The sequence below is a fragment of the Arthrobacter sp. 10T44 genome (assembly GCF_056393885.1).
Map to the genome: position 1 here is coordinate 41339 of NZ_JBFTGT010000003.1, position 18362 is coordinate 59700.

The following is an 18362-nucleotide window of genomic DNA, read 5'->3' on the forward strand; positions in this document are numbered from 1 at the left end:
CCGGTTCAGCATGTCTACCTTCCTACCAGTCCGGTGCGGTTGATCAAGACATCCAGCGCCTCATCCACGGCCGTCATGACCCGGGCCGCGGCCTGGTAGGCATGCTGGTTGGTGAGCAGGCTGACGTTCTCTTCGTCCAGGCTCACGGAGGCCTGCGAAGCACGATTGGCCAGGGCCGAAGCCTCGGCCGTGGATGCGAGGGCTTCGCGCTGCTGGGCGCCGCGGGATTCGACGCCGATCCCCGTCACGATGTTCGCCCAGAGGCTGTCCGGGGATTCGGTGCCCGTGCCTAGCTGGGAGATCTTGTCAGCGATGCTGTTGTCCAGTCTGCCGGCCCCGGCGCCGATGCCAATCTCCCCAACATTGCGTGGCAGTACGGAGAGAGTCAGTGCAGGATTGGTTCCGGGGGCACCGAAGAAGTCATCGGCCACGGCCCCGGTGGAGGTTTGGGCGCCGTTGTGGAGGGCGTTGACGTCGTCCCGGAGCTTCCCGGCAAACGCGTTGTACGACGCCGCCGCCTCCGCGATCGCGCCGCCGCTGCCCCCGGCGTTGGCGGGCGCCAGGACGGAGAGTGCGCCGGCGATTGCGCCGCCGCTGACCGGTACGGCCTGCCCCGGACGGTCTGCCCATTCGAGCTGGACCGTGGATCCGAGCGAATCCCCGGACTGGGTGCCGGACAGTGCCAAGTTCCGGACCGAGGTGCCCATGACTAGGGCGTTGCCTCCGACGTGGACGTCCACGGTGCCATCAGCCTGTTCCCGGACAGTGCCGCCGGCCAGCCGGGAGATCGATTCCGTGAGCTTCGCCCGCGCATCGATGAGTTCGTTGGCCGAACCGCCGGCAGCGGTGGTGGTGCGGATGGTCGCATTGAGGGCGGCCACCTGGGCGGCGGCCGAGTTCACGGCGTCAACGTTGTCCTGGGCCTGGCCACGGACACTGCTCCACTGTGCCGTCAAAGCGCTGTACCCGGAGGAGATCTTCGCGCTGAGCTCAGTGCCGGCCTGCAGGAGCTGACCGGCGGGACCGGATTCCCCGGGCTGGTTGGCCGCACCCTGCCAGGCAGACCAGAAGTTGTGCAGCGCGGTGGAAATGCCGTTGTCGCCGGGTTCCAGGAGGGTGGCCTCAATCCCTTGAAGTGCGGAGGACCGTACGCTGGCATAGCCGGCCTGCGCCGTGGACGAGCGGACGCCGGCGTCAAGCAGGCCGCTACCCAAGCGGGCGATGCCGTCCACGGAGACGCCGTTGCCGGATTCAGGCCGGCCGGAGCCCATCAGGCCCTGGGCAGGGGCGGCAATCGCCGACTGCTGCACGCGCTGGCGGGTGTAGCCCTCGGTGGCGGCGTTGGCGATGTTCTGGGCGGCGACGTTCATGCCCTGCTGGGCCGCGGTCAGGCCCCGGTAGGCGGTATTCAGGGCGCCAAAGGTGCTCATGGAGTAGCTTCCTTAGAATTGCTGGTCGAAGAAGCGGGAGCCGGCAGCGTCCCCGGTCCTGCCCTGGGCGTCATAGGTGCCGGCGGCCGCAGCGGGGCCCAGGTCCGCCAGGGACTCCTGCGTCGAGCGGACTGCGGTGCGCAGGTACTGCTCATTGGAGTCGCGCAGCTCCTTGATCAGGGCGGTCTGGCGGGTTAGTGCGTTCAGGTGTGCCGTGAGGACCTCGGACCAGGCGCCCTCCGGGGCGGCGGCAGCGAGCTCTGCAAGGCTGGCATCCGTGGGCAGGCCCCACATCTCGGCGACGACGGCGGCCTCGATGGTGCGTGCCAGGCTCGCCTTGGAGAGGTGCTCCAGGACCTGCTCGACTTCCTTGGTGCCGTGCGCAAGCCAGCGGGCCTTGCCGGAGGTCAGCAGCAGTTGCTCTTCCTCCAGTTTGAAGGTGAGAACGTCCAGAAGTTCACGCTCCCGCCACAGCAGGGCTGAAAGTTCGTGGATGGCCATGGTCCGGAGGACTCCCTCATTCGTCTGGGTAGTGCAGTGACAGGTGCGGTGCTGTCGGCTGCTGAGTAATCGTGCGGACGATTCAGCTGTCAGCAGGGTTCGTAGAAACTATCGGCAGGGCTGACGGAAGCGTTAGCCGGAATAAGGCTGATTACAAGCGGAATGAGGGGACACGCTCGCCAAGAAAACAATTTTGATTTTCTTCTTACGTCTGCTGCCTAAAGGGCGATAACTACTCCTGAGGGCCCACGGACGGGCCATCGAACACTGTCCCAATCATGGAGGAAACATCATGGGCATGCAGATCAACACCAACCTGGCTGCGAACAACGCGTACCGCAACCTCAGCAACACCCAGAACGACCTGTCCAAGTCGCTGGAGAAGCTTTCCAGCGGCCTGCGCATCAACCGCGCCGGCGACGACGCGGCTGGCCTGGCACTGTCCGAGGGCCTGAAGTCCCAGATTGGCGGCCTGACGGTTGCCGCTCGCAACGCCCAAGACGGCATTGGCGCTGTCCAGACCGCTGAAGGCGGCCTGAGCCAGACCCAGTCCATCCTGCAGCGCCTGCGTGACCTGGGTGTTCAGGCAGCCAACGACACCAACAACGCCGACTCCCGTAACGCGATCAAGACCGAGGCGGACAGTCTCGTTTCCGAACTTGGCCGCATCGGGGATTCGACCAACTTCAACGGCGCCCAGTTGCTGGACGGTTCACGGGGCGGTGCGGCCGCCCTGAAGTTCCAGGTAGGCGCAAACGCTGATGCCGCAAGCCAGATCTCCGTTGACCTGTCAGCGGCAAACGTGAAGTCCATTTCCACTGCTTTGGGCGCCACCAATAAGGGCTCGAACTTTGCCCTGACTGACGCCAGCGCAAAGACGGTCACCGGCGACACCACGTTTACGGTCACCGAAGGCACGACGGATTCAGCAGTGACGGTCAAGCTCGGGGCCGCCGACGCCAACGCAACGGTCGACACCATTGCGGCAAAGCTGAACGCCGATGCGGGTTTCTCCGACAAGATGGTTGCGAGTGTCACTCGGGACGCCCTGGGTGTGGCCACCGGCATCAACATCAAGTCGCTGACCGGAGGGACTGTCGCCACCACGGCTCCAGCAACCGCGGGTGGCCTGAACGCCGCTGGCGCCGCCGCTTCCGGGACGGGCGGGCTCGACTTCTCGTCAGCCTCGTCAGCGCAGGCGTCCATTACCTTGGTGAACGACAAGATCAAGTCCGTCTCCACGGCTCGTGCTTCTTTGGGTGCTTCGCAGAACCGCCTCGAGTCGGCTGTTCAGACCATCAACGTGGCCAAGGAAAACCTGACCGCTTCCAACTCCCGTATCCGCGACACGGACATGGCCGAGGAAATGGTCAAGTTCACCCGCAACAACATCCTGTCCCAGGCGGGCACGGCCATGCTGGCCCAGGCCAACCAGACCGGCCAGGGTGTTCTGCAGCTGCTTCGCTAAACCGGGCCGCTGAGGGGTTGAGCAAACGGCTCCTCTGCTGGATTTGGTGGAATGCGCACAGCGCCCGGAGAGATTTCCTCTCTCCGGGCGCTGTGCAGTACCACCGGCTGAACCTATTCGACCGACCTTTTTGTTCTAAGGAGTTGTAGGAGTGGGACTCTCCATCGACGGGCTGTCCAGCGGACTGGACACGACGTCCCTGATCAATTCGCTGATGACGATTGAAGCCGCTCCGCAGAACCTCATCAAGAACAAGGCAGCGGCCGTGCAGTCGGGCATCGCAGCGCTGCAGTCGTTAAATTCCTCCCTCGCCAGCCTGGCCACGTCGGCTTCGAAGCTGACCCAGCCGAAGGCCCTTGATCTCTACGCCGCCACGAGCAGCTCGACCAAGGTCACTGCCTCCGTCGGTGCGGGCGCGAGCGCCGGGTCGCTTGATTTCACGGTTTCGAAGCTCGCCGAGGCGCAGGTGTCCGTGAGCGAGAAGGCGACAGCCTGGCCTTACACCACCATGACCATCACCAGTGGGGGCAAGTCCGTCACGGTCACCCCGGCCAGCACTTCGATGGACGACGTCGTCTCCGCGGTCAATGCTGCAGGCGCTGGCGTCATGGCGAGCAAGGTGGCACTAGGCGGCGGGGAATATCGACTTCAGTTCACTTCCACCGCCACCGGGACAGCCGGTGCCTTCAGCATCGAAAAGTCGGACGGCACAGCGCTGGCGCTGACGTCGGTCAAAGAACCTCAGAACGCTGAGATCAAGCTTTGGGCGGGCATAACAGGTCTTGAGCAGACCGTGACGTCCTCTACCAACAAGTTCGAGAACGCCCTGAACGGTGTTTCCTTGTTGGTTTCCGAGGCCTCCGATACCCCGGTTCGGGTCACCGTTTCCAAGGACAACGCACAGATTACCAAGGCCGCCTCGGACCTTATCGGTGGCGTCAGCGCTGTTCTGGCTCAGATCACAATTAAGAGCACCGTGGTCGCCAGTACCGACGCTTCCGGTGCCCCCATCACTTCCGGCGGTGTATTCACCGGGGACAGCACCATCCGGGCGGTTAGCACCAACATTCTTTCTGCCGCGTCGCAGCCGGTCGACGGGAAGTCCCCGGCCGAGTACGGCATTACGCTGACCAAGACCGGAACCATGGAGTTTGACGCCGCGAAATTCGGCGCCGCTCTGGAGAAGAGCCCGACGGCCACAATGGCCGCCGTCGCCACGATCGCTGGCCGGGTGGCCAATGCTGCAAAACAGGCATCCGACCCCACCACGGGTCTGATCAGCACCAAAATCATCGGCCAACAAAGCACGGCCAAGGACTACGCGACCCAGATCGAAAACTGGGATGACCGCCTCGCCATCCGCCGGGCCACCTTGCAGCAGACATACTCCGCCCTGGAAGTCGCGCTCAGCGGCATGAAAGCGCAGTCGGCTTGGCTCTCCTCCCAGCTTGCAGGCCTCTCGTCAGGAAGTTCCTCATCATGACCTTGCCCTCCTTCGGCGGCTACGGCAATGCCTCCCTGCGCAACCAGTACCTCGCCGACTCCGTGCTCTCGGCACCGCCGGCACGCCTGCTCACAATGCTTTACGACCGTCTCCTCCTGGACCTCGGCCGGGCGGAAACAGCCCAGCAGACGGCGAACTGGCCGGTCGCGTCGGAGAACCTGATCCACGCGCAGGCCATCATCACCGAGCTTTCGTCATCGCTGAACACCGACGCGTGGGAGGGGGCCGACGGGCTGCTGGGTATTTACAACTACGCCGCGACGGCCCTGATCAACGCCAACATCCAGCGGGACGCGGCTTTGACCCGCGAAGCAATCGAGCTGCTGGAGCCCCTCCGCCAGGCCTGGCACGAGGCCGCCGCGGCCATCCCGGCAGCCCGGCCGGCCGGTCTGTCGGCGGCACCGGCCGCCACGCCCTTCGCTGCAGCCGGCGCCTGGAGCACGCAGCCGGGCGCCGCTGGCGGGAGCCTTGGTTTTGGCTGAGCCTGCCTACTGGGAGGACTACCCCCGCGCCGCGCAGTCCGCACCCGACCCGGCCCTCGCCGCGTGGATGCTGGTGCTGGACGTGCTGGAGATGGCCGTCGTCGCCGCGGAGAAGACGTTGAAGGATCCGCTCGGTCCCTTGTCCGCCCCGGAGCAGCCGGTGGCCGCTCTGCCGGTGGAGCGCTGGTCCCCGCCGACTCTTAGCGGCCCCTTGCCGCCCGAAGCGCGGCGCCGGGCCATGGCGTTGTCAGCAGCGCAGGAGCGCGTGGCCCGGCGTCTGGAAGCCGCGAAACAGGACGTGGCCAAGCAGCTGCAGGCCGTGAGTTCGGTGCCCGGCGTCGGCGATCCTGCCGGCGCGATTTACCTCGACGTGAACAGCTAAACCCGCCGTCGGCCGGTCAATTCAAAGAACCCGAATAAACCTTTCACATTTTCTCTAACGCGGCGCTGAACAGTGCCGATAACCACAGTAAGAGCACGGATCGCTCGTTTAACGGCCACGGATCGGCCACCCCACAATTCCCCAGGCAGGACTCTGTGCTCGAATCCGTGACTTCCGCAGCCCTGGCCAGCGCCATGGACGGGCTGGCTCTGCGCCAACGCGCCATCGCGAACAACATCGCGAACGTCAACACCCCGAACTACCACGCCAAGCGCGTCAGCTTTGAAGCTGCCCTTGCCGCGTCCGTGCAGTCCGGGGACGGCCACGCCGAGGCCACGACGGCGACCTCGCTCGAGCCCACCCAGCTCAACGGCAACAACGTCAATCTGGACACGGAAACCCTTTCCAACATCGACACGGTGCTGCGCTTCCAGTTCGCCGCCCGCGCCATCGGTGGGGAATTCAGCGCCGTCCGCGCCGCTATGAGGACCAACTAATGACCTTCGACGCAATCGGCATCGCCGGCTCCGCCCTCACCGTGCACCGCAAGTGGCTCGACGCGGTTTCGGACAACCTGGCCAACATGAACGACGCCTCCGCCACGTCCGGACCGGCGTTCCGCGCCAAGTACGTTGAAGCAGCCGAAGGCGCCGACGGCACCGGCGTGTACGTCAAAAGCACCCAGCTGGGCGACGGCGCGGGCCGCATCGTCTACCAGCCGGACCACCCGCTCGCCGACGCCAACGGCAACGTGAAGTACCCGGACATCGACATGGCCGAGCAGATGGGCGCCCTGATCATCGCCCAGCGCGGCTACCAGGCCAACGCCCAGGTCGTGGACCGCGCCCGCGAGACCTATCTCGCCGCCCTTGAGATTGGAAGATCCTGATGCCTGTTTCCCCCATCGCGCCGGCCCAGGGCGTCCTGCCCACGGACTACCTCTCCGGTGCCGCCTCGGTGCCTGCAACGGACGGTTCCGGTTTTGCCTCTTCCCTCACCGGCGCCGTTGACAACCTCCAGCAGCTGCAGTCGACGTCGAAAGAGCTCGCCGTCTCCGCCGTGACCGGCAACCTCGACGACATCCACAACGCCACCATCGCCGCCAGCCGGGCACAGATCACCCTTGAACTCGTGGCCACGGTCCGGAACAAGGGCGTTGACGCGTTCAACGAGATCATGAGGATGCAGGCCTGATGCCTCCGCAGATCACCGTCTTCTTCCAGCGCTTCGGCGCCGGCCTCAAGAGCTTCACCACCGGCCAGCGCACGCTAGCCGTCATCGGCGCCGCACTGCTGATTGTTGGCGTTGTCGCGCTCTCCGCCTGGCTCACCCGGCCCACCCTGGCGCCGCTGTTCTCCGGCCTCAAGGACACGGATGCGAACGGCATCGTGGAGCAGCTGCGCAAGGACAACGTCCCCTACGAGCTCAGCGACGGCGGCTCCACCATCCTCGTGCCGCAGGACAAGGTCTACGACGAGCGCCTCAAAGCCGCCGCCGCCGGCCTTCCGACCGCCGCGGCCACCGGCTACTCGCTGCTGGACAAGATGGGCGTCACGTCCTCCGAGTTCCAGCAGTCCGTGACCTACAAGCGCGCTCTCGAAGGCGAACTGGCCAGCACCATCTCCGCCATGGACGGCGTGAAGACTGCCGCGGTCCGGCTCGCCATCCCGGAAAAGACCGTCTTCGTCTCGAAGACCCCGGACACCACGGCCTCGGTCTTCGTCGAGACCGCGCCCGGCGTGACCCTCTCCGGCGACAAGGTCCAGGCCATCGTGCACCTGACCTCCGCCGCGATCGAGAACCTCAAACCTGCCAACGTCTCCGTGGTGGACTCGCAGGGCAACGTCCTCTCCACTGTGGGCGGCGGGGCCGCGGGATCCTCCTCCAAGCAGGCCGCCGACTACCAGCAGCGCACCGGCGACGCCGTCCGCGCCGTCCTGGACCGCGTAGTGGGTCCCGGCAACTCCACCGTGGCGGTCGCGGCAGATGTCACTGGAGAATCCGCCCAGCAAAAGAGCGAAACCTTCTCCAACACCCCGGGCGCGCTGCCGCTGAGCGAATCCTCCAAGACGGAAAAGTACAGCGGAGGCGCGGGCGGTGCCGCCGGCGTCCTCGGACCGGACAACATCGCGGTCCCTGGCGGAACCAGCGGCAACGGCAGCTTCGACTCCACGACCGCGACCAAGAACAACGCCGTCAACAAGGTCACCGAGGACCGGGTCATCCCGCCGGGCGCCGTGAAGCGACAGACCATTTCGGTGGCTGTCAGCCAGTCCGCCGCGGGCGGGCTGAACATCGGCTCACTCACCGCGCTGGTGACCTCCGCCGCCGGCGTCGACAAGGCCCGGGGCGACATCGTCACCGTCGAGGTGATCCCGTTCAGCACCGCGGCCGCGGATGCGGCCAACGCCTCCCTCGACGCGGCCAAGGCCGACCTCGAGGCCCAGAAGCAGCAGGCGTTCTTCGCAACCCTGGTCACGGCCGGCAGCATCCTGCTCGGACTGCTGATCCTGGCCCTGGTCGTCACCATCATCCTGCGCCGCCGCCAGAAGCGTGAGCCGGTGGACCTGGGCGAGCGCCTGGACCTGCTGCCGGCGATCCCCGCTGTGACGGCCATCGATCCGGCCCCCGCGACGTCGGCCATCCCGCTGACGGCCCTGCCGCTGCAGCCGCTGCCGGCGCCGCCCATGGAGGTGCTGGAAGCCGAACGCCGCATGCAGGAGATCGACAACATGGTCGCCGCCAACCCGGAGAAGGCAGCCGACTACCTCCGCAGCCTCATGGATGACAGGCAGCCCGCATGAAACTCGCCGAATCGACCCTCACCGGCACCCAGCGCGCCGCCGTCGTCCTGATGCAGATGAGTCCGCCCAACGCGGCCCGGGTGATGGCACAGTTGACGGACTCCGAGGCGGAGGAAATCGCCGCCGAGATTGTCCGCCTCCGCAAGGTGGATCCGGAGGTCGCCGAGCAGATAATGAAGGACTTCCACGAGGCTGCCCTGAGCAGCCCGCGGCAGGCCCGCGGCGGCCGTGAGCTCGCCGAAGGCCTGCTCGAGGCCTCCTTCGGCTCGGAAAAGGCCGCCGGCCTGATCAACCGGCTGACCGTCAACATGGCCGGCAAATCGTTTGAGTTCCTCGAAGACATCGAACCGGTGCAGATCCTCGCGCTGATCGACGGCGAACTTCCGCAGACCATCGCGCTGGTCCTGGCCCACCTGAGCCCGCGCAAGGCCTCGGCCGTGATGTCCGGGCTGCCAGGCTCGCTGCGGGCCGACGTCGCGCTCAGCATCGCCACCATGGGCTCGGGCGCGCCGGAAGCCATCGGCATCGTCGCGGACACGCTGAAGCTGCGCGGCGGCGCGGCCGTCTCGCAGCAGGCCTCCAAAGTGGTCGGCGGCATCCAGCCGCTGCTGGAAATCATCAACCGGACCGACGCCGGGACCGAACGCTCCGTCCTGGACGGGCTCGACCTGCTGGATCCGGACCTCGCCGTGGAAATCCGCGCCCAGATGGTGACCTTCGACGACATCGTCAAGCTGGAACGCCGCGACGTGCAGCTGGTGCTCCGCGGCCTGGACGCCTCCGTGCTCGCCGTGGCCATGAAGGGCGCCACCGAACCGGTGCTGGAAACCATCACCACCAACGTCTCCGGCCGCAACCTCGAAATCCTCGAATCCGAGATGGCGGCACTGGGACCGCTGCGCGCCTCGCAGATCGAGGAGGCGCGGGCCGCCGTCGTCCGCTCCATCCGCGAGCTCGAAGCCGAAGGCCAGATCACCATCCAGCGCGGGGACGAAGAAGACTATGTTTACTGACGGGTCGTTTACGGACGCCGGCTCCGCCGAAAGCGCCCCGGCCCGCATCGTCTTCCCCTCGCTGCGGTCCAGTGGACCGGCCAACGAGCAGGCCGGCTACACCGAGGGCCACGCCGCGGGCTACGCCGCGGGCGTCCGCGCCGCCGCCAAGGAACAGCGCCGCTGGCGCGACCGGATGGCTGCCGAGCAGGCCGCCTCGCTCGCCGCCGGGCAGCAGGACCTGGACCGTGCCGTCCGCGCCCTCGCCGTGGCCCGCACCGACTTCGCGCACCGCAACGTCCAGGCCCTGCACGACGCCGAAGAGGTCCTGGCCCGTACCGCGCTGGAACTGGCCGAGGCCGTCCTCGGCTACGAACTTGCCGAGGGCACCCGGACGGCCCGCGCCGCCCTGGACCGCGCCCTGTCCGGAAACGACGCCGCCACCGTGCTGGCCATCAGGCTGCACCCGGCCGACATCGAGGTGCTCGCCAAGGAAGGCCAGGACCTGCCGGCCGGCCTTCCGCTGCTCGCCGACGCGTCCCTGCAGCGCGGCGACGCGAAAGTGGAATACCAGCAGGGCTGGCTGGACGCCAGCCTAGGCAGCGCCCTGGCCCGTGCCAAGGCGGCCCTGATGGGGGACCAGCAGTGGCCCGCCGATGCCCCGGATTCGCTCTCCGGCGGGCAGCCATGATCGCCCAGTGGCGCCCCAAGGGCGACGACTTCGCGGCTGCCCTCGCCGCGGCCGCGCCGCAGCGCGTCGGCACCGTCACCTCCGTGATGGGCCTGGGCCTGGAAGTGTCCGGCCTGGACTGCGCCCTCGGTGACCTGGTCACCGTGGGGGAGAACCCCGGACTCGACGCCGAGGTCGTGGCGGCCCTGGACGGCTCCGTGCGCTGCATGCCGCTCGGGCGCCTCGCCGGCGTCGCCGCCGGAGACCCGGTCCGCGCCAAGGGCGGCACCGTGCTGGTCCCCACCGGTGCGGGGCTCTTCGGCCGCGTCATCGACGGCCTCGGCCGCCCGATCGACGGCAAGGGCCCGCTGCTCAGCGGACCGCGCGTGCCGATCGACAACGAGGCGCCGAACGCCATGAAACGCGCACGGATCGACACCGCGCTGCAGACCGGCGTCCGGGTGCTGGACACCATGACCACCCTGGGCAAGGGCCAGCGCATGGGCCTCTTCGCCGGCTCCGGCGTCGGCAAGTCTTCACTGCTGTCCATGATCGCCCGCGGCACCGACGCCGAAGTATCCGTGATCGCCCTCGTGGGGGAGCGCGGCCGCGAAGTCCGCGAATTCCTGGAGGACGACCTTGGCCCCGCCGGGCTGGCCCGCTCGGTCGTCGTCGTCGCCACCTCTGACGAGCCGGCGCTGATGCGCATGCGCGCCGCGTTCACCGCCACCCGGATCGCCGAATCCTTCCGGGACCAGGGCCAGGACGTTGTGCTCATGATGGATTCGCTGACCCGCGTGGCCATGGCCCAGCGCGAGATCGGCCTCTCCGCCGGCGAGCCCCCCGCTACCCGCGGCTACCCGCCGTCGACGTTCTCCGTCCTGGCCCGGCTGCTGGAGCGGGCCGGCACCGCCGAATCCGGCTCAGTGACCGGCATCTACACCGTGCTGGTGGACGGCGACGACCACAATGAACCCATCGCCGATGCCGCCCGGTCCATCCTCGACGGCCATGTGGTGCTGGACCGGAAGCTCGCCGTGACGGGACACTTCCCCTCGGTGGACGTGCTGGGTTCGGTCTCGCGCGTTGCCTCCAAGGTCAACGCCCGTCACCACCTCGACGCGGCCTCCACGCTGCGCAGGGTCCTCGCGGCCCGCAAGGCAGCCCAGGACCTGATCGACGTCGGCGCCTACCAGGCCGGGACCAACCCGCTGGTGGATGCCGCCCTGGCGCATGAGGACTCCGTCAGCGGCTTCCTGCAGCAGCCGATGGACGAGTCCACCCCCCACCCCGAGTCCTGGCGTCAGCTGGACCACCTCACTTCGATCCTGGGAGCCGCGGCATGAACCGGCAATTCTCGCTCGCGGGGCTGTTGCGCCTCCGCCAGATCCAGCAGGACCAGGCGGCGTCCGGGCTGGCCCGCGCCCGTTCCCGGTCCACTTCGGTCCGGGCCCGGGAAGCCTCGGCCCGCCGGCAGCTGTCCGCCACCGACGAGGACATCGTCAGCTCCGCGTCGCTGCGCGCCGTCGCGGCGTCCCGCGCGGCGTCCCACAGCATGCTGGCGGACCTGGAGAACCTGGCCCGCGCAGCCGAGACGGACGAGGCCGCGGCGCGCGAGGAATTCATCGCCGCCCGCACCCGGTCCGTCGGCCTGGAAAAGCTGCAGGCCCGCCACCACGCCGAAGTGAACACCGCGGAGCTGCGCGCCGAACAGTCCACCCTGGACGAGATTTCCTCGACGATCTGGCACCGGGACGAACAGCAGGTGCGCTCATGAGCATGACCGAGGCGCTGGGCCGCATGCAGGGCATCCAGTCGATGATCGCTGAGCTCACCCGTCCCACCCAGACCGAAAGCACCGCCGCGGCGCTGAAGTCCGCCGCAGCCACGTCCCTCGCGACCGGGACCGCCACCGGCGACGCCGGCTCCTTCACGGAGGCGCTGACCGCGGCCCTCGGCGGAAGCGCAAGCGCCTCCGGAACGGATCCCTCATCCCTGGCCGGCGGCCTGGGCCTGGGCGGCACCGCGGGCATCGGCGCCTTCAAGGGGCTCACCGCACCGGCACCCGCTGTGCCGGTAGCTGCAGGCAGCGCGACCGGCACGGACGTGGTGGCCATGGCCAAGAAGTACATCGGGGTGCCCTACGTCTGGGGCGGCACCAACCCGGCCACCGGGATGGACTGCTCCGGCTTCACGCAGCGGGTCTTCAAGGACCTCGGCGTCGAGCTTCCGCGGGTCGTTAGCGACCAGATGAAGCAGGGAACCCCGGTGGCGTCCCTGGCCGAGGCCAAGCCCGGCGACCTGCTGATCAGTTTCGGCGGGAATCACATCTCCATCTACCTCGGCAACGGCAAAGCCATCGACGCGCCCGTGCCAGGCAAGACCATCCAGATCCGCGACGCCTGGGAGCAACAGTCCAACCTGACCTCCATCCGGCGGATCGTCCCGGCGGGAGGCGCCTCATGAAGGGCATGGCTTCGATGGACCTGGCGACTGCGCTCGCCGGGTCTCCGGTGCAGGCCCGCGGCGCCCAGCAAGGGAGCCGCGCGCGCACAGACAGTGGGGCGCCCGACGCCGGCGGCTTCGGGTCCGTGCTGAGCGACGCGGTGAGCTACGAGGCAGCTTCCGCTGCCCCGTCGTCCGTCGCGGCTGCCCCCTCGTCCACCGCCACGGCGCCCGGCACCGCTACTGCGCCCGGCACCGCCGCGGCGCCCGGCGAGGCCAAGACCTCGAAAGACGGGGCCCCGGCGGACGCCCCCGCCCAGGACGCAACTGCTGCCACTGAGGGCTCCGCCGCTGCGTCAGCGGCCGATGCCGGCATCCTGGCCGCTTCGGCCCAGTTCGCCGCGGCGATCCAGCCCGCCGCGGCCGCGGGGGAGACTACGGCCGCGACGGCGGCACCCGGCGGCATCGCCCCGCCGTCTGTGAGCCCAGCAGCAGCTTCCGGCCAGCTCTTTGTGGACCCGCGGCTGGCGCCCCCGACCGGCGCTGTGACGGCCCCGTCCGCGGGGGAGACTGCGGCGGCGCCCGCACCGGTCGTGGCGTCCGTTGCCGGCGGTGTCGCCCTGCGCCACGAACCGGCGAGCAACACAGCGGCGGGCCCCGCAGCAGCCGGCCTCGCCACACCACCGCAACCTGGTGCGGCGCTTCCGGGCATCGTCCTTCCGGCCGCCGCGGCTCAGGCTGCCCTCCGCCCGGCGGGCGTCCCGGCGGGTGGCAAGCCGGCCGCTGGCACGGCTGCCGGCGTCGTTCCCGCCCAGGCTGTTGCCGCGGCTGGAGCCACGACCGCCCCCGCCGCGCCCGCGGATCCCGCTGCGGCGCTGCCCCCGGCAGCCGCTCCGGCGACGGGAGTTCCGCCGACGGCGGCGCAGACCGCAGCGGCGCCCACCGCTGCCGGCACGGCGGCACCGGGCCTGCCCGGCGTCGTCGTCGGGACCGGAGGGAGGCTCCCCGGCGGGGCCCCCGACGCTCCCGCCGAGAGCCGTCCGGCTGCTCCCGCAGCGACGGACAGCGTGGCCGCTGCCGGCGCCGCGGCGGTGGCCCCGCCCGCGCCGGGCCCGGCCCGCAGCACGGCACTACCGGCGGCCGCGACTCCGGCCCAGCAGCCCGCCCTCACCCCGCAGCTGGCAAAGCCGCTGTTCACGCTCGCAGCGGCCCCGCACGGCCAGCACATCATGACCCTGAAAGTTACCCCCGAGGACCTCGGTCCGCTGACCGTGCGCGCCCACATCGACGGCGCCGGCGTTCGGATCGAACTGTTCGCTCCCGGGGACACCGGCCGGGAAGCGCTGCGCGGGATCCTGCCGGAACTGCGCAAGGAACTTGCCGACGCCGGCTTCGGTGCGACCCTCGACCTCTCGGACCACAGCGGACCGGCGGGCCGGGGCCAGGACGCAGGAGGGGACGCGGGACAGGGTGCAGCCGGCCGCGAAGCCTCCGACGCCGGCAGCGCCGGCTCGGGACCCGGCGGCCGGAACGGGCCCGGCGAACCGCGGCCCGGGCACCGGTGGGACGCCCTGGCGGACCAAGCGTCGCTGCGCAGCACCAGGATCCTGAACGGTCCCCAAACCACCCTCGACATTCTCGTCTGACACGAAGGAACCCGACCCATGACTATCCAGCCCATCGCCCCGCAGCCGGTTACGGCCGCGGGGACGACCCCGCAGGCTGCCGCCGTCCGGGCCCCCGTGCAGTCCATGGACGCCAACGTGTTCATGACCCTCCTCGTGGCCCAGCTCAAGAACCAGAACCCCAGCGCCCCCATGGATACGAACCAGATGATGGCGCAGACCATCCAGCTTTCCATGATGGAAAAGATGACCGAACTGACTTCCAACAGCAAGGAGGGATTCTCCCTCCAGATGCGCTCGGCAGCATCACAGCTGATCGGCCACTCCGTTGACTACAAACTCGCCGACGGCACCACCGGCACCGGAATCGCCAGCTCGGTTTCCTTCGCCGACGCAGTACCGACCGTCAAGGTCGGCGATCTCTCCATCCCCCTCGACTCCATCACCGGCCTTACCGCGCCGGCCGCTTCCTGACCAGTTTCCTCCCGTAGAAAGGCAGTTCCCATGCTCCGCTCGCTGTACTCCGGAATCTCCGGCCTTCGTGCCCACCAGACCATGCTGGATGTCACCGGCAACAACATCGCCAACGTCAACACGGCCGGCTTCAAGGCGTCCTCCACGCAGTTCCAGGACACCCTCTCGCAGCTGACCCAGGGCGCGTCCGCGCCGCAGGGTGAGTCCGGCGGCAGCAACCCGGCGCAGATCGGCCTCGGCGTCCGCGTCGCCGGCGTCAGCACCAACTTCGCCCAGGGCTCCTCGCAGAGCACCGGCCGCGCCACGGACATGATGATCTCCGGCGACGGCTTCTTCGTCACCAGCAAGGGCGGCCAGCAGCTGTTCACCCGTGCGGGATCCATGACGTTCGACGCTGCCAGCCAGCTCGTCAGCCCGGACGGCGGCATCCTGCAGGGCTGGACCGCCAACAACGGCAAGGTGGACCAGGCGGGTGCCATTGGCGACATCACGCTTAACCCCAACACCATGATCGCGACCCCCACGACCTCCATGACGCTGGACGGCAACCTGCCCGCGGACGCCGGTTCGGCGTCGTTCGACCGCGTGGTCAAGGTCTACGACTCCGTCGGCGCCGCCAGCAACCTCACCCTCACCTTTGTCCAGCAGCCTGGCGGCTGGGGTGTGTCCACCGACGGCGGCGCCACCATCGCGGACCGGATGAGCTTCACCGACGGCCGGCTGACCTCTCCGGGCAAGCTCAACGTTGCGGGCAAGACCATCGACGTAAGCCAGGTGTCCTCCTTCGCAGGCATGAGCTCGCTCACCGTCAGCGGCCAGAACGGCACCCCGGCCGGGAAGCTGGAATCCTTCACCCTCGGCAATGACGGCTCCCTGATCGGGTCCTTCAGCAACGGCACCAAGCAGGTCCTCGCCAAGATTGCGCTGGCGAAGTTCACCAACCCGGCCGGCCTCGAGAAGGCCGGCGGCTCCTCCTACGTCGCCACCGCCAACTCCGGCAACGTCCAGCTGGGCGCGGCCGGCGACCCGGGCATCGGCACCCTGGCCGGCGGCTCGCTGGAGATGTCCAACGTGGACCTGTCCCAGGAATTCACCAACCTGATCGTCGCCCAGCGCGGCTTCCAGGCCAACGCCCGCATCATCACCACCTCGGACGAGGTCCTGCAGGAGCTCGGCAACCTCAAGCGCTAACCCCTGGCGCACCGCGGTCCAAGGTCGCCAGCGAGGGGCGCACGGAAGACAGCCACGGGACTCATCCAGCTCCGAGGACCCGAGCTGTCCGCCGCATGCACCCGTTCGACGGCAGACGCGGTGCCGGCCGTGCTTTTTCGCACCGGTTTTGGAAAAACGCGGCGCGGGCGGCCTGATGCGCCCCGGATCCGGGGCGCGCAGGTCCGTTTCCGCCGCGGGTGTCCGTTGCCGTAGCGAAATTCGGGCGAACGAAGGCCGTGGAACGGCGGGCCACATGGAAGGGGTCCCTTGGGGACCCCTTTCGTGTGTCCGCGGCGCCTAACGAAAGCGCGGGGGCGGCCGACAGTAAGGGGAGAACACCCCTACCCGCCGCTTGGCCGCACCGCCAGGCAGTCCCCAGAGCAGAATCGGCCCATGATCGTTGTCACACGCCTCAACGGAACGCGCTTCGCGGTCAATCCGGACCTGATTGAACGGATCCACGAGAGTCCGGACACCCACCTGGTCACGCTCGACGGCGCCGCTTATGTTGTGCTCGAAAGCCTGGCCGAGGTGGTCGAGCTGATTGCCGACTACCGCGCCTACGTCCTGAACAAGGCGCGGGATTTCCCCGCCGTCACGGGCTACCCCTTGAGCCTGGTCCCGCCTGCCGGACCGGACGACGATGCCGACGCCTCCGCACCTGAACCACCAAGGAAGTAAGCCATGGATCCCGCAACAATCATTGGACTGCTCCTCGCGTTTGGTTCCGTCGTCACCATGGTGGTCATTGAAGGTGGCAGCATCTCCGGCCTGCTGCTGCCCGGGCCCCTGGTCCTGGTCTTCGGGGCAACCCTGGCCATCGGGCTGGCCGGCAACACGCTCAAGGACGTGATCCAAGCGTTCAGGGCCGTGCCGGCAATGTTCATGGGAAAGACGTCGAAGCCCCAGGAAAGCATCGACCAGATGGTCCGCTTCGCGGAAAAGGCGCGCGCCGAGGGCCTGCTCTCCCTTGAGGAAGAGGCCGCGAGCGTCAAGGATCCGTTCCTGGCCCGAGCCCTGCAGAACATCGCAGACGGCACCGACGCCGAGGACCTCCGGCTGCAGATGGAGGACGAGATTGACACGAAGTCCCGCAGCGACCACGCGTCGTCGAAGTTCTTCGCCAGCCTCGGCGGCTACGCCCCTACCGTGGGGATCGTCGGAACTGTCGTGTCCCTCACCCACGTCCTCGAAAACCTCTCCAAGCCGGACGAACTGGGGCACATGATCGCCGCCGCCTTCGTCGCGACCCTGTGGGGCCTGCTCTCGGCCAACTTCATCTGGCTGCCGTTCAGTTCGCGACTGGCCAGGCTCTCCGAGTTGAACATCGAACGCATGACCCTCGTGATGGAGGGCATGCTCGCCGTGCAGTCCGGCGCCCAGCCCCTGCTGCTGGCCGAACGGCTCCGTTCCATGGTCCCGGAGCACCAGCTCAAGAGCGCCGACAAGGGCCGCAAGGCGCCCAGCGGTGACGGCACCGCGGAGTCGATGGACACCGCAGCGTGAGCGGACGCCGCCGGCCCCGCAAGAAACCCGAAGCGCACCACGTCGACGAACGCTGGATGGCTTCCTACATGGACATGGTCACCGTGCTCATGTGCCTCTTCATCGTCCTTTACGCCATGTCCACGGTCGACGCGAACAAGTTCGAGAAGCTGCGCAACTCGCTCGCCACCGGGTTCGGCGCGGTGGCCTCGGAAACCGTGGACACCGCCTCCGGGACCGTGGTCCCGCCCGAATTCGTCAACAAAGACCTCGAGGCCTTTGCCGCCGTCCAGTCGGACGACAAGAAAGCCCAGGACGCAGCCCTCGCCGCCGCGAAGAAAGAAGTGGACCGGCTGCGCGCCCTCGAGAAAAAGATGAAGGCCGGCCTGGCCGCCGCCGGGCTCAGCCAGAACGTGGAGTTCCAAATCGACCAGCGCGGCCTGACGGTCAAGCTCATCGGCTCCCAGGCCTTCTTCGCCCCCGACCGGCCCGAGCTCACCAACCGCGCGTCCCAGGTGCTGCACATCATCTCGCCCATCCTCGGCCCCGCGGCGCTGGAGATCATGGTGGAAGGCCACGCAGCGAAGGGCATTACCGCGTACCCGTCCACTTGGGAACTGTCCTCGGCGCGCGCGGTCAACGTGCTGCGCTACATGGTGGACCGCGGCGGGATCCCGCCGCAGCGGATCGGGGCCGTCGCCTTCGGCTCGGCCCGCCAGGTCAACGACGATTCCACGCCGGCGCTGATGGAGCGGAACCGGCGGGTGGACATCGTAGTCATCTCCGACAAGCCCGACGTCGTCCGGGCCCTCATTCCCCAGGCCTTGAAGCTGACCCAGAAATAGCGGCTCTTTCGCGTGCTGTCTGACGCCCCGTTTATTGCCTGGG

The 18362-nt window shown here is 68.3% G+C and carries 21 protein-coding genes; 19 read left to right on the forward strand and 2 right to left on the reverse strand.

Annotation, left to right across the window (positions count from 1 at the left end; all coding sequences use genetic code 11):
- Positions 1 to 14 precede the first annotated feature (14 nt).
- Together flgK and AC1DBL_RS06740 are read right to left on the reverse strand one after the other, a co-directional pair.
- Entirely contained in the window at positions 15 to 1430 is a 1416-nt protein-coding gene (gene flgK / locus AC1DBL_RS06735; RefSeq protein WP_476925749.1) for a flagellar hook-associated protein FlgK, read from the reverse strand.
- 12 nt (positions 1431 to 1442) lie between these two features.
- The gene (locus tag AC1DBL_RS06740; RefSeq protein ID WP_476925750.1) at positions 1443 to 1931 is read right to left on the reverse strand and encodes a flagellar protein FlgN; all 489 of its coding nucleotides are present in this window, start codon (positions 1929 to 1931) and stop codon (positions 1443 to 1445) included.
- 292 nt (positions 1932 to 2223) lie between these two features.
- Between AC1DBL_RS06740 and AC1DBL_RS06745 the strand changes: the two genes are divergently transcribed.
- The 19 genes from AC1DBL_RS06745 (at position 2224) to AC1DBL_RS06835 (ending at position 18319) form a co-directional block, all read left to right on the forward strand.
- A complete protein-coding gene (locus AC1DBL_RS06745) occupies positions 2224 to 3399 on the forward strand; it encodes a flagellin N-terminal helical domain-containing protein (protein ID WP_476925751.1) in 1176 nt (391 codons plus the stop codon).
- A gap of 151 nt (positions 3400 to 3550) precedes the next feature.
- Positions 3551 to 4882 carry a flagellar filament capping protein FliD gene (fliD, locus tag AC1DBL_RS06750; protein WP_476925752.1) on the forward strand — a complete coding sequence of 444 codons (1332 nt, stop codon included), beginning with the start codon at positions 3551 to 3553 and terminating at the stop codon, positions 4880 to 4882.
- Positions 4879 to 5385 (forward strand): flagellar export chaperone FliS, encoded by a 507-nt coding sequence (fliS, locus tag AC1DBL_RS06755; RefSeq protein ID WP_476925753.1) that lies wholly within the window; start codon positions 4879 to 4881, stop codon positions 5383 to 5385. Before fliD ends, fliS begins: the two co-directional genes overlap by 4 nt.
- Complete coding sequence (locus AC1DBL_RS06760) at positions 5378 to 5767, forward strand: hypothetical protein (RefSeq protein WP_476909079.1); 390 nt, start codon at positions 5378 to 5380, stop codon at positions 5765 to 5767. The genes fliS and AC1DBL_RS06760 overlap by 8 nt, the downstream gene beginning before the upstream one ends.
- A 155-nt stretch (positions 5768 to 5922) precedes the next feature.
- Entirely contained in the window at positions 5923 to 6264 is a 342-nt protein-coding gene (locus AC1DBL_RS06765; RefSeq protein ID WP_441418216.1) for a flagellar basal body rod protein FlgB, read from the forward strand.
- A complete protein-coding gene (locus AC1DBL_RS06770) occupies positions 6264 to 6656 on the forward strand; it encodes a flagellar basal body rod protein FlgC (RefSeq protein ID WP_441418217.1) in 393 nt (130 codons plus the stop codon). Before AC1DBL_RS06765 ends, AC1DBL_RS06770 begins: the two co-directional genes overlap by 1 nt.
- Positions 6656 to 6961, forward strand: a complete 306-nt coding sequence (fliE, locus tag AC1DBL_RS06775) for a flagellar hook-basal body complex protein FliE (protein WP_476925754.1) — start codon at positions 6656 to 6658, stop codon at positions 6959 to 6961. Before AC1DBL_RS06770 ends, fliE begins: the two co-directional genes overlap by 1 nt.
- A complete protein-coding gene (gene fliF / locus AC1DBL_RS06780; RefSeq protein WP_476909081.1) occupies positions 6961 to 8571 on the forward strand; it encodes a flagellar basal-body MS-ring/collar protein FliF in 1611 nt (536 codons plus the stop codon). The genes fliE and fliF overlap by 1 nt, the downstream gene beginning before the upstream one ends.
- Complete coding sequence (fliG, locus tag AC1DBL_RS06785) at positions 8568 to 9584, forward strand: flagellar motor switch protein FliG (RefSeq protein ID WP_441418220.1); 1017 nt, start codon at positions 8568 to 8570, stop codon at positions 9582 to 9584. Before fliF ends, fliG begins: the two co-directional genes overlap by 4 nt.
- Complete coding sequence (locus tag AC1DBL_RS06790; RefSeq protein ID WP_476925755.1) at positions 9574 to 10254, forward strand: FliH/SctL family protein; 681 nt, start codon at positions 9574 to 9576, stop codon at positions 10252 to 10254. Before fliG ends, AC1DBL_RS06790 begins: the two co-directional genes overlap by 11 nt.
- A complete protein-coding gene (locus AC1DBL_RS06795; RefSeq protein ID WP_476917767.1) occupies positions 10251 to 11579 on the forward strand; it encodes a FliI/YscN family ATPase in 1329 nt (442 codons plus the stop codon). Before AC1DBL_RS06790 ends, AC1DBL_RS06795 begins: the two co-directional genes overlap by 4 nt.
- A complete protein-coding gene (locus AC1DBL_RS06800) occupies positions 11576 to 12010 on the forward strand; it encodes a flagellar FliJ family protein (protein ID WP_441418223.1) in 435 nt (144 codons plus the stop codon). The genes AC1DBL_RS06795 and AC1DBL_RS06800 overlap by 4 nt, the downstream gene beginning before the upstream one ends.
- Complete coding sequence (locus AC1DBL_RS06805; RefSeq protein ID WP_476925756.1) at positions 12007 to 12699, forward strand: C40 family peptidase; 693 nt, start codon at positions 12007 to 12009, stop codon at positions 12697 to 12699. Before AC1DBL_RS06800 ends, AC1DBL_RS06805 begins: the two co-directional genes overlap by 4 nt.
- A complete protein-coding gene (locus tag AC1DBL_RS06810; RefSeq protein WP_441418225.1) occupies positions 12696 to 14324 on the forward strand; it encodes a flagellar hook-length control protein FliK in 1629 nt (542 codons plus the stop codon). Before AC1DBL_RS06805 ends, AC1DBL_RS06810 begins: the two co-directional genes overlap by 4 nt.
- Before the next feature lie 18 nt (positions 14325 to 14342).
- Positions 14343 to 14777, forward strand: coding sequence for a flagellar hook assembly protein FlgD (locus AC1DBL_RS06815; RefSeq protein ID WP_441418226.1), 435 nt, complete (start codon positions 14343 to 14345; stop codon positions 14775 to 14777).
- A gap of 30 nt (positions 14778 to 14807) precedes the next feature.
- On the forward strand, positions 14808 to 15968 hold the full coding sequence (locus AC1DBL_RS06820) for a flagellar hook protein FlgE (protein ID WP_441418227.1): 1161 nt from the start codon (positions 14808 to 14810) through the stop codon (positions 15966 to 15968).
- 414 nt (positions 15969 to 16382) lie between these two features.
- A complete protein-coding gene (locus tag AC1DBL_RS06825) occupies positions 16383 to 16670 on the forward strand; it encodes a flagellar FlbD family protein (RefSeq protein WP_441418228.1) in 288 nt (95 codons plus the stop codon).
- A 3-nt stretch (positions 16671 to 16673) separates the two neighbouring features.
- Complete coding sequence (locus AC1DBL_RS06830; RefSeq protein WP_441418229.1) at positions 16674 to 17495, forward strand: motility protein A; 822 nt, start codon at positions 16674 to 16676, stop codon at positions 17493 to 17495.
- On the forward strand, positions 17492 to 18319 hold the full coding sequence (locus AC1DBL_RS06835; RefSeq protein ID WP_441418230.1) for an OmpA/MotB family protein: 828 nt from the start codon (positions 17492 to 17494) through the stop codon (positions 18317 to 18319). Before AC1DBL_RS06830 ends, AC1DBL_RS06835 begins: the two co-directional genes overlap by 4 nt.
- Positions 18320 to 18362 lie beyond the last annotated feature (43 nt).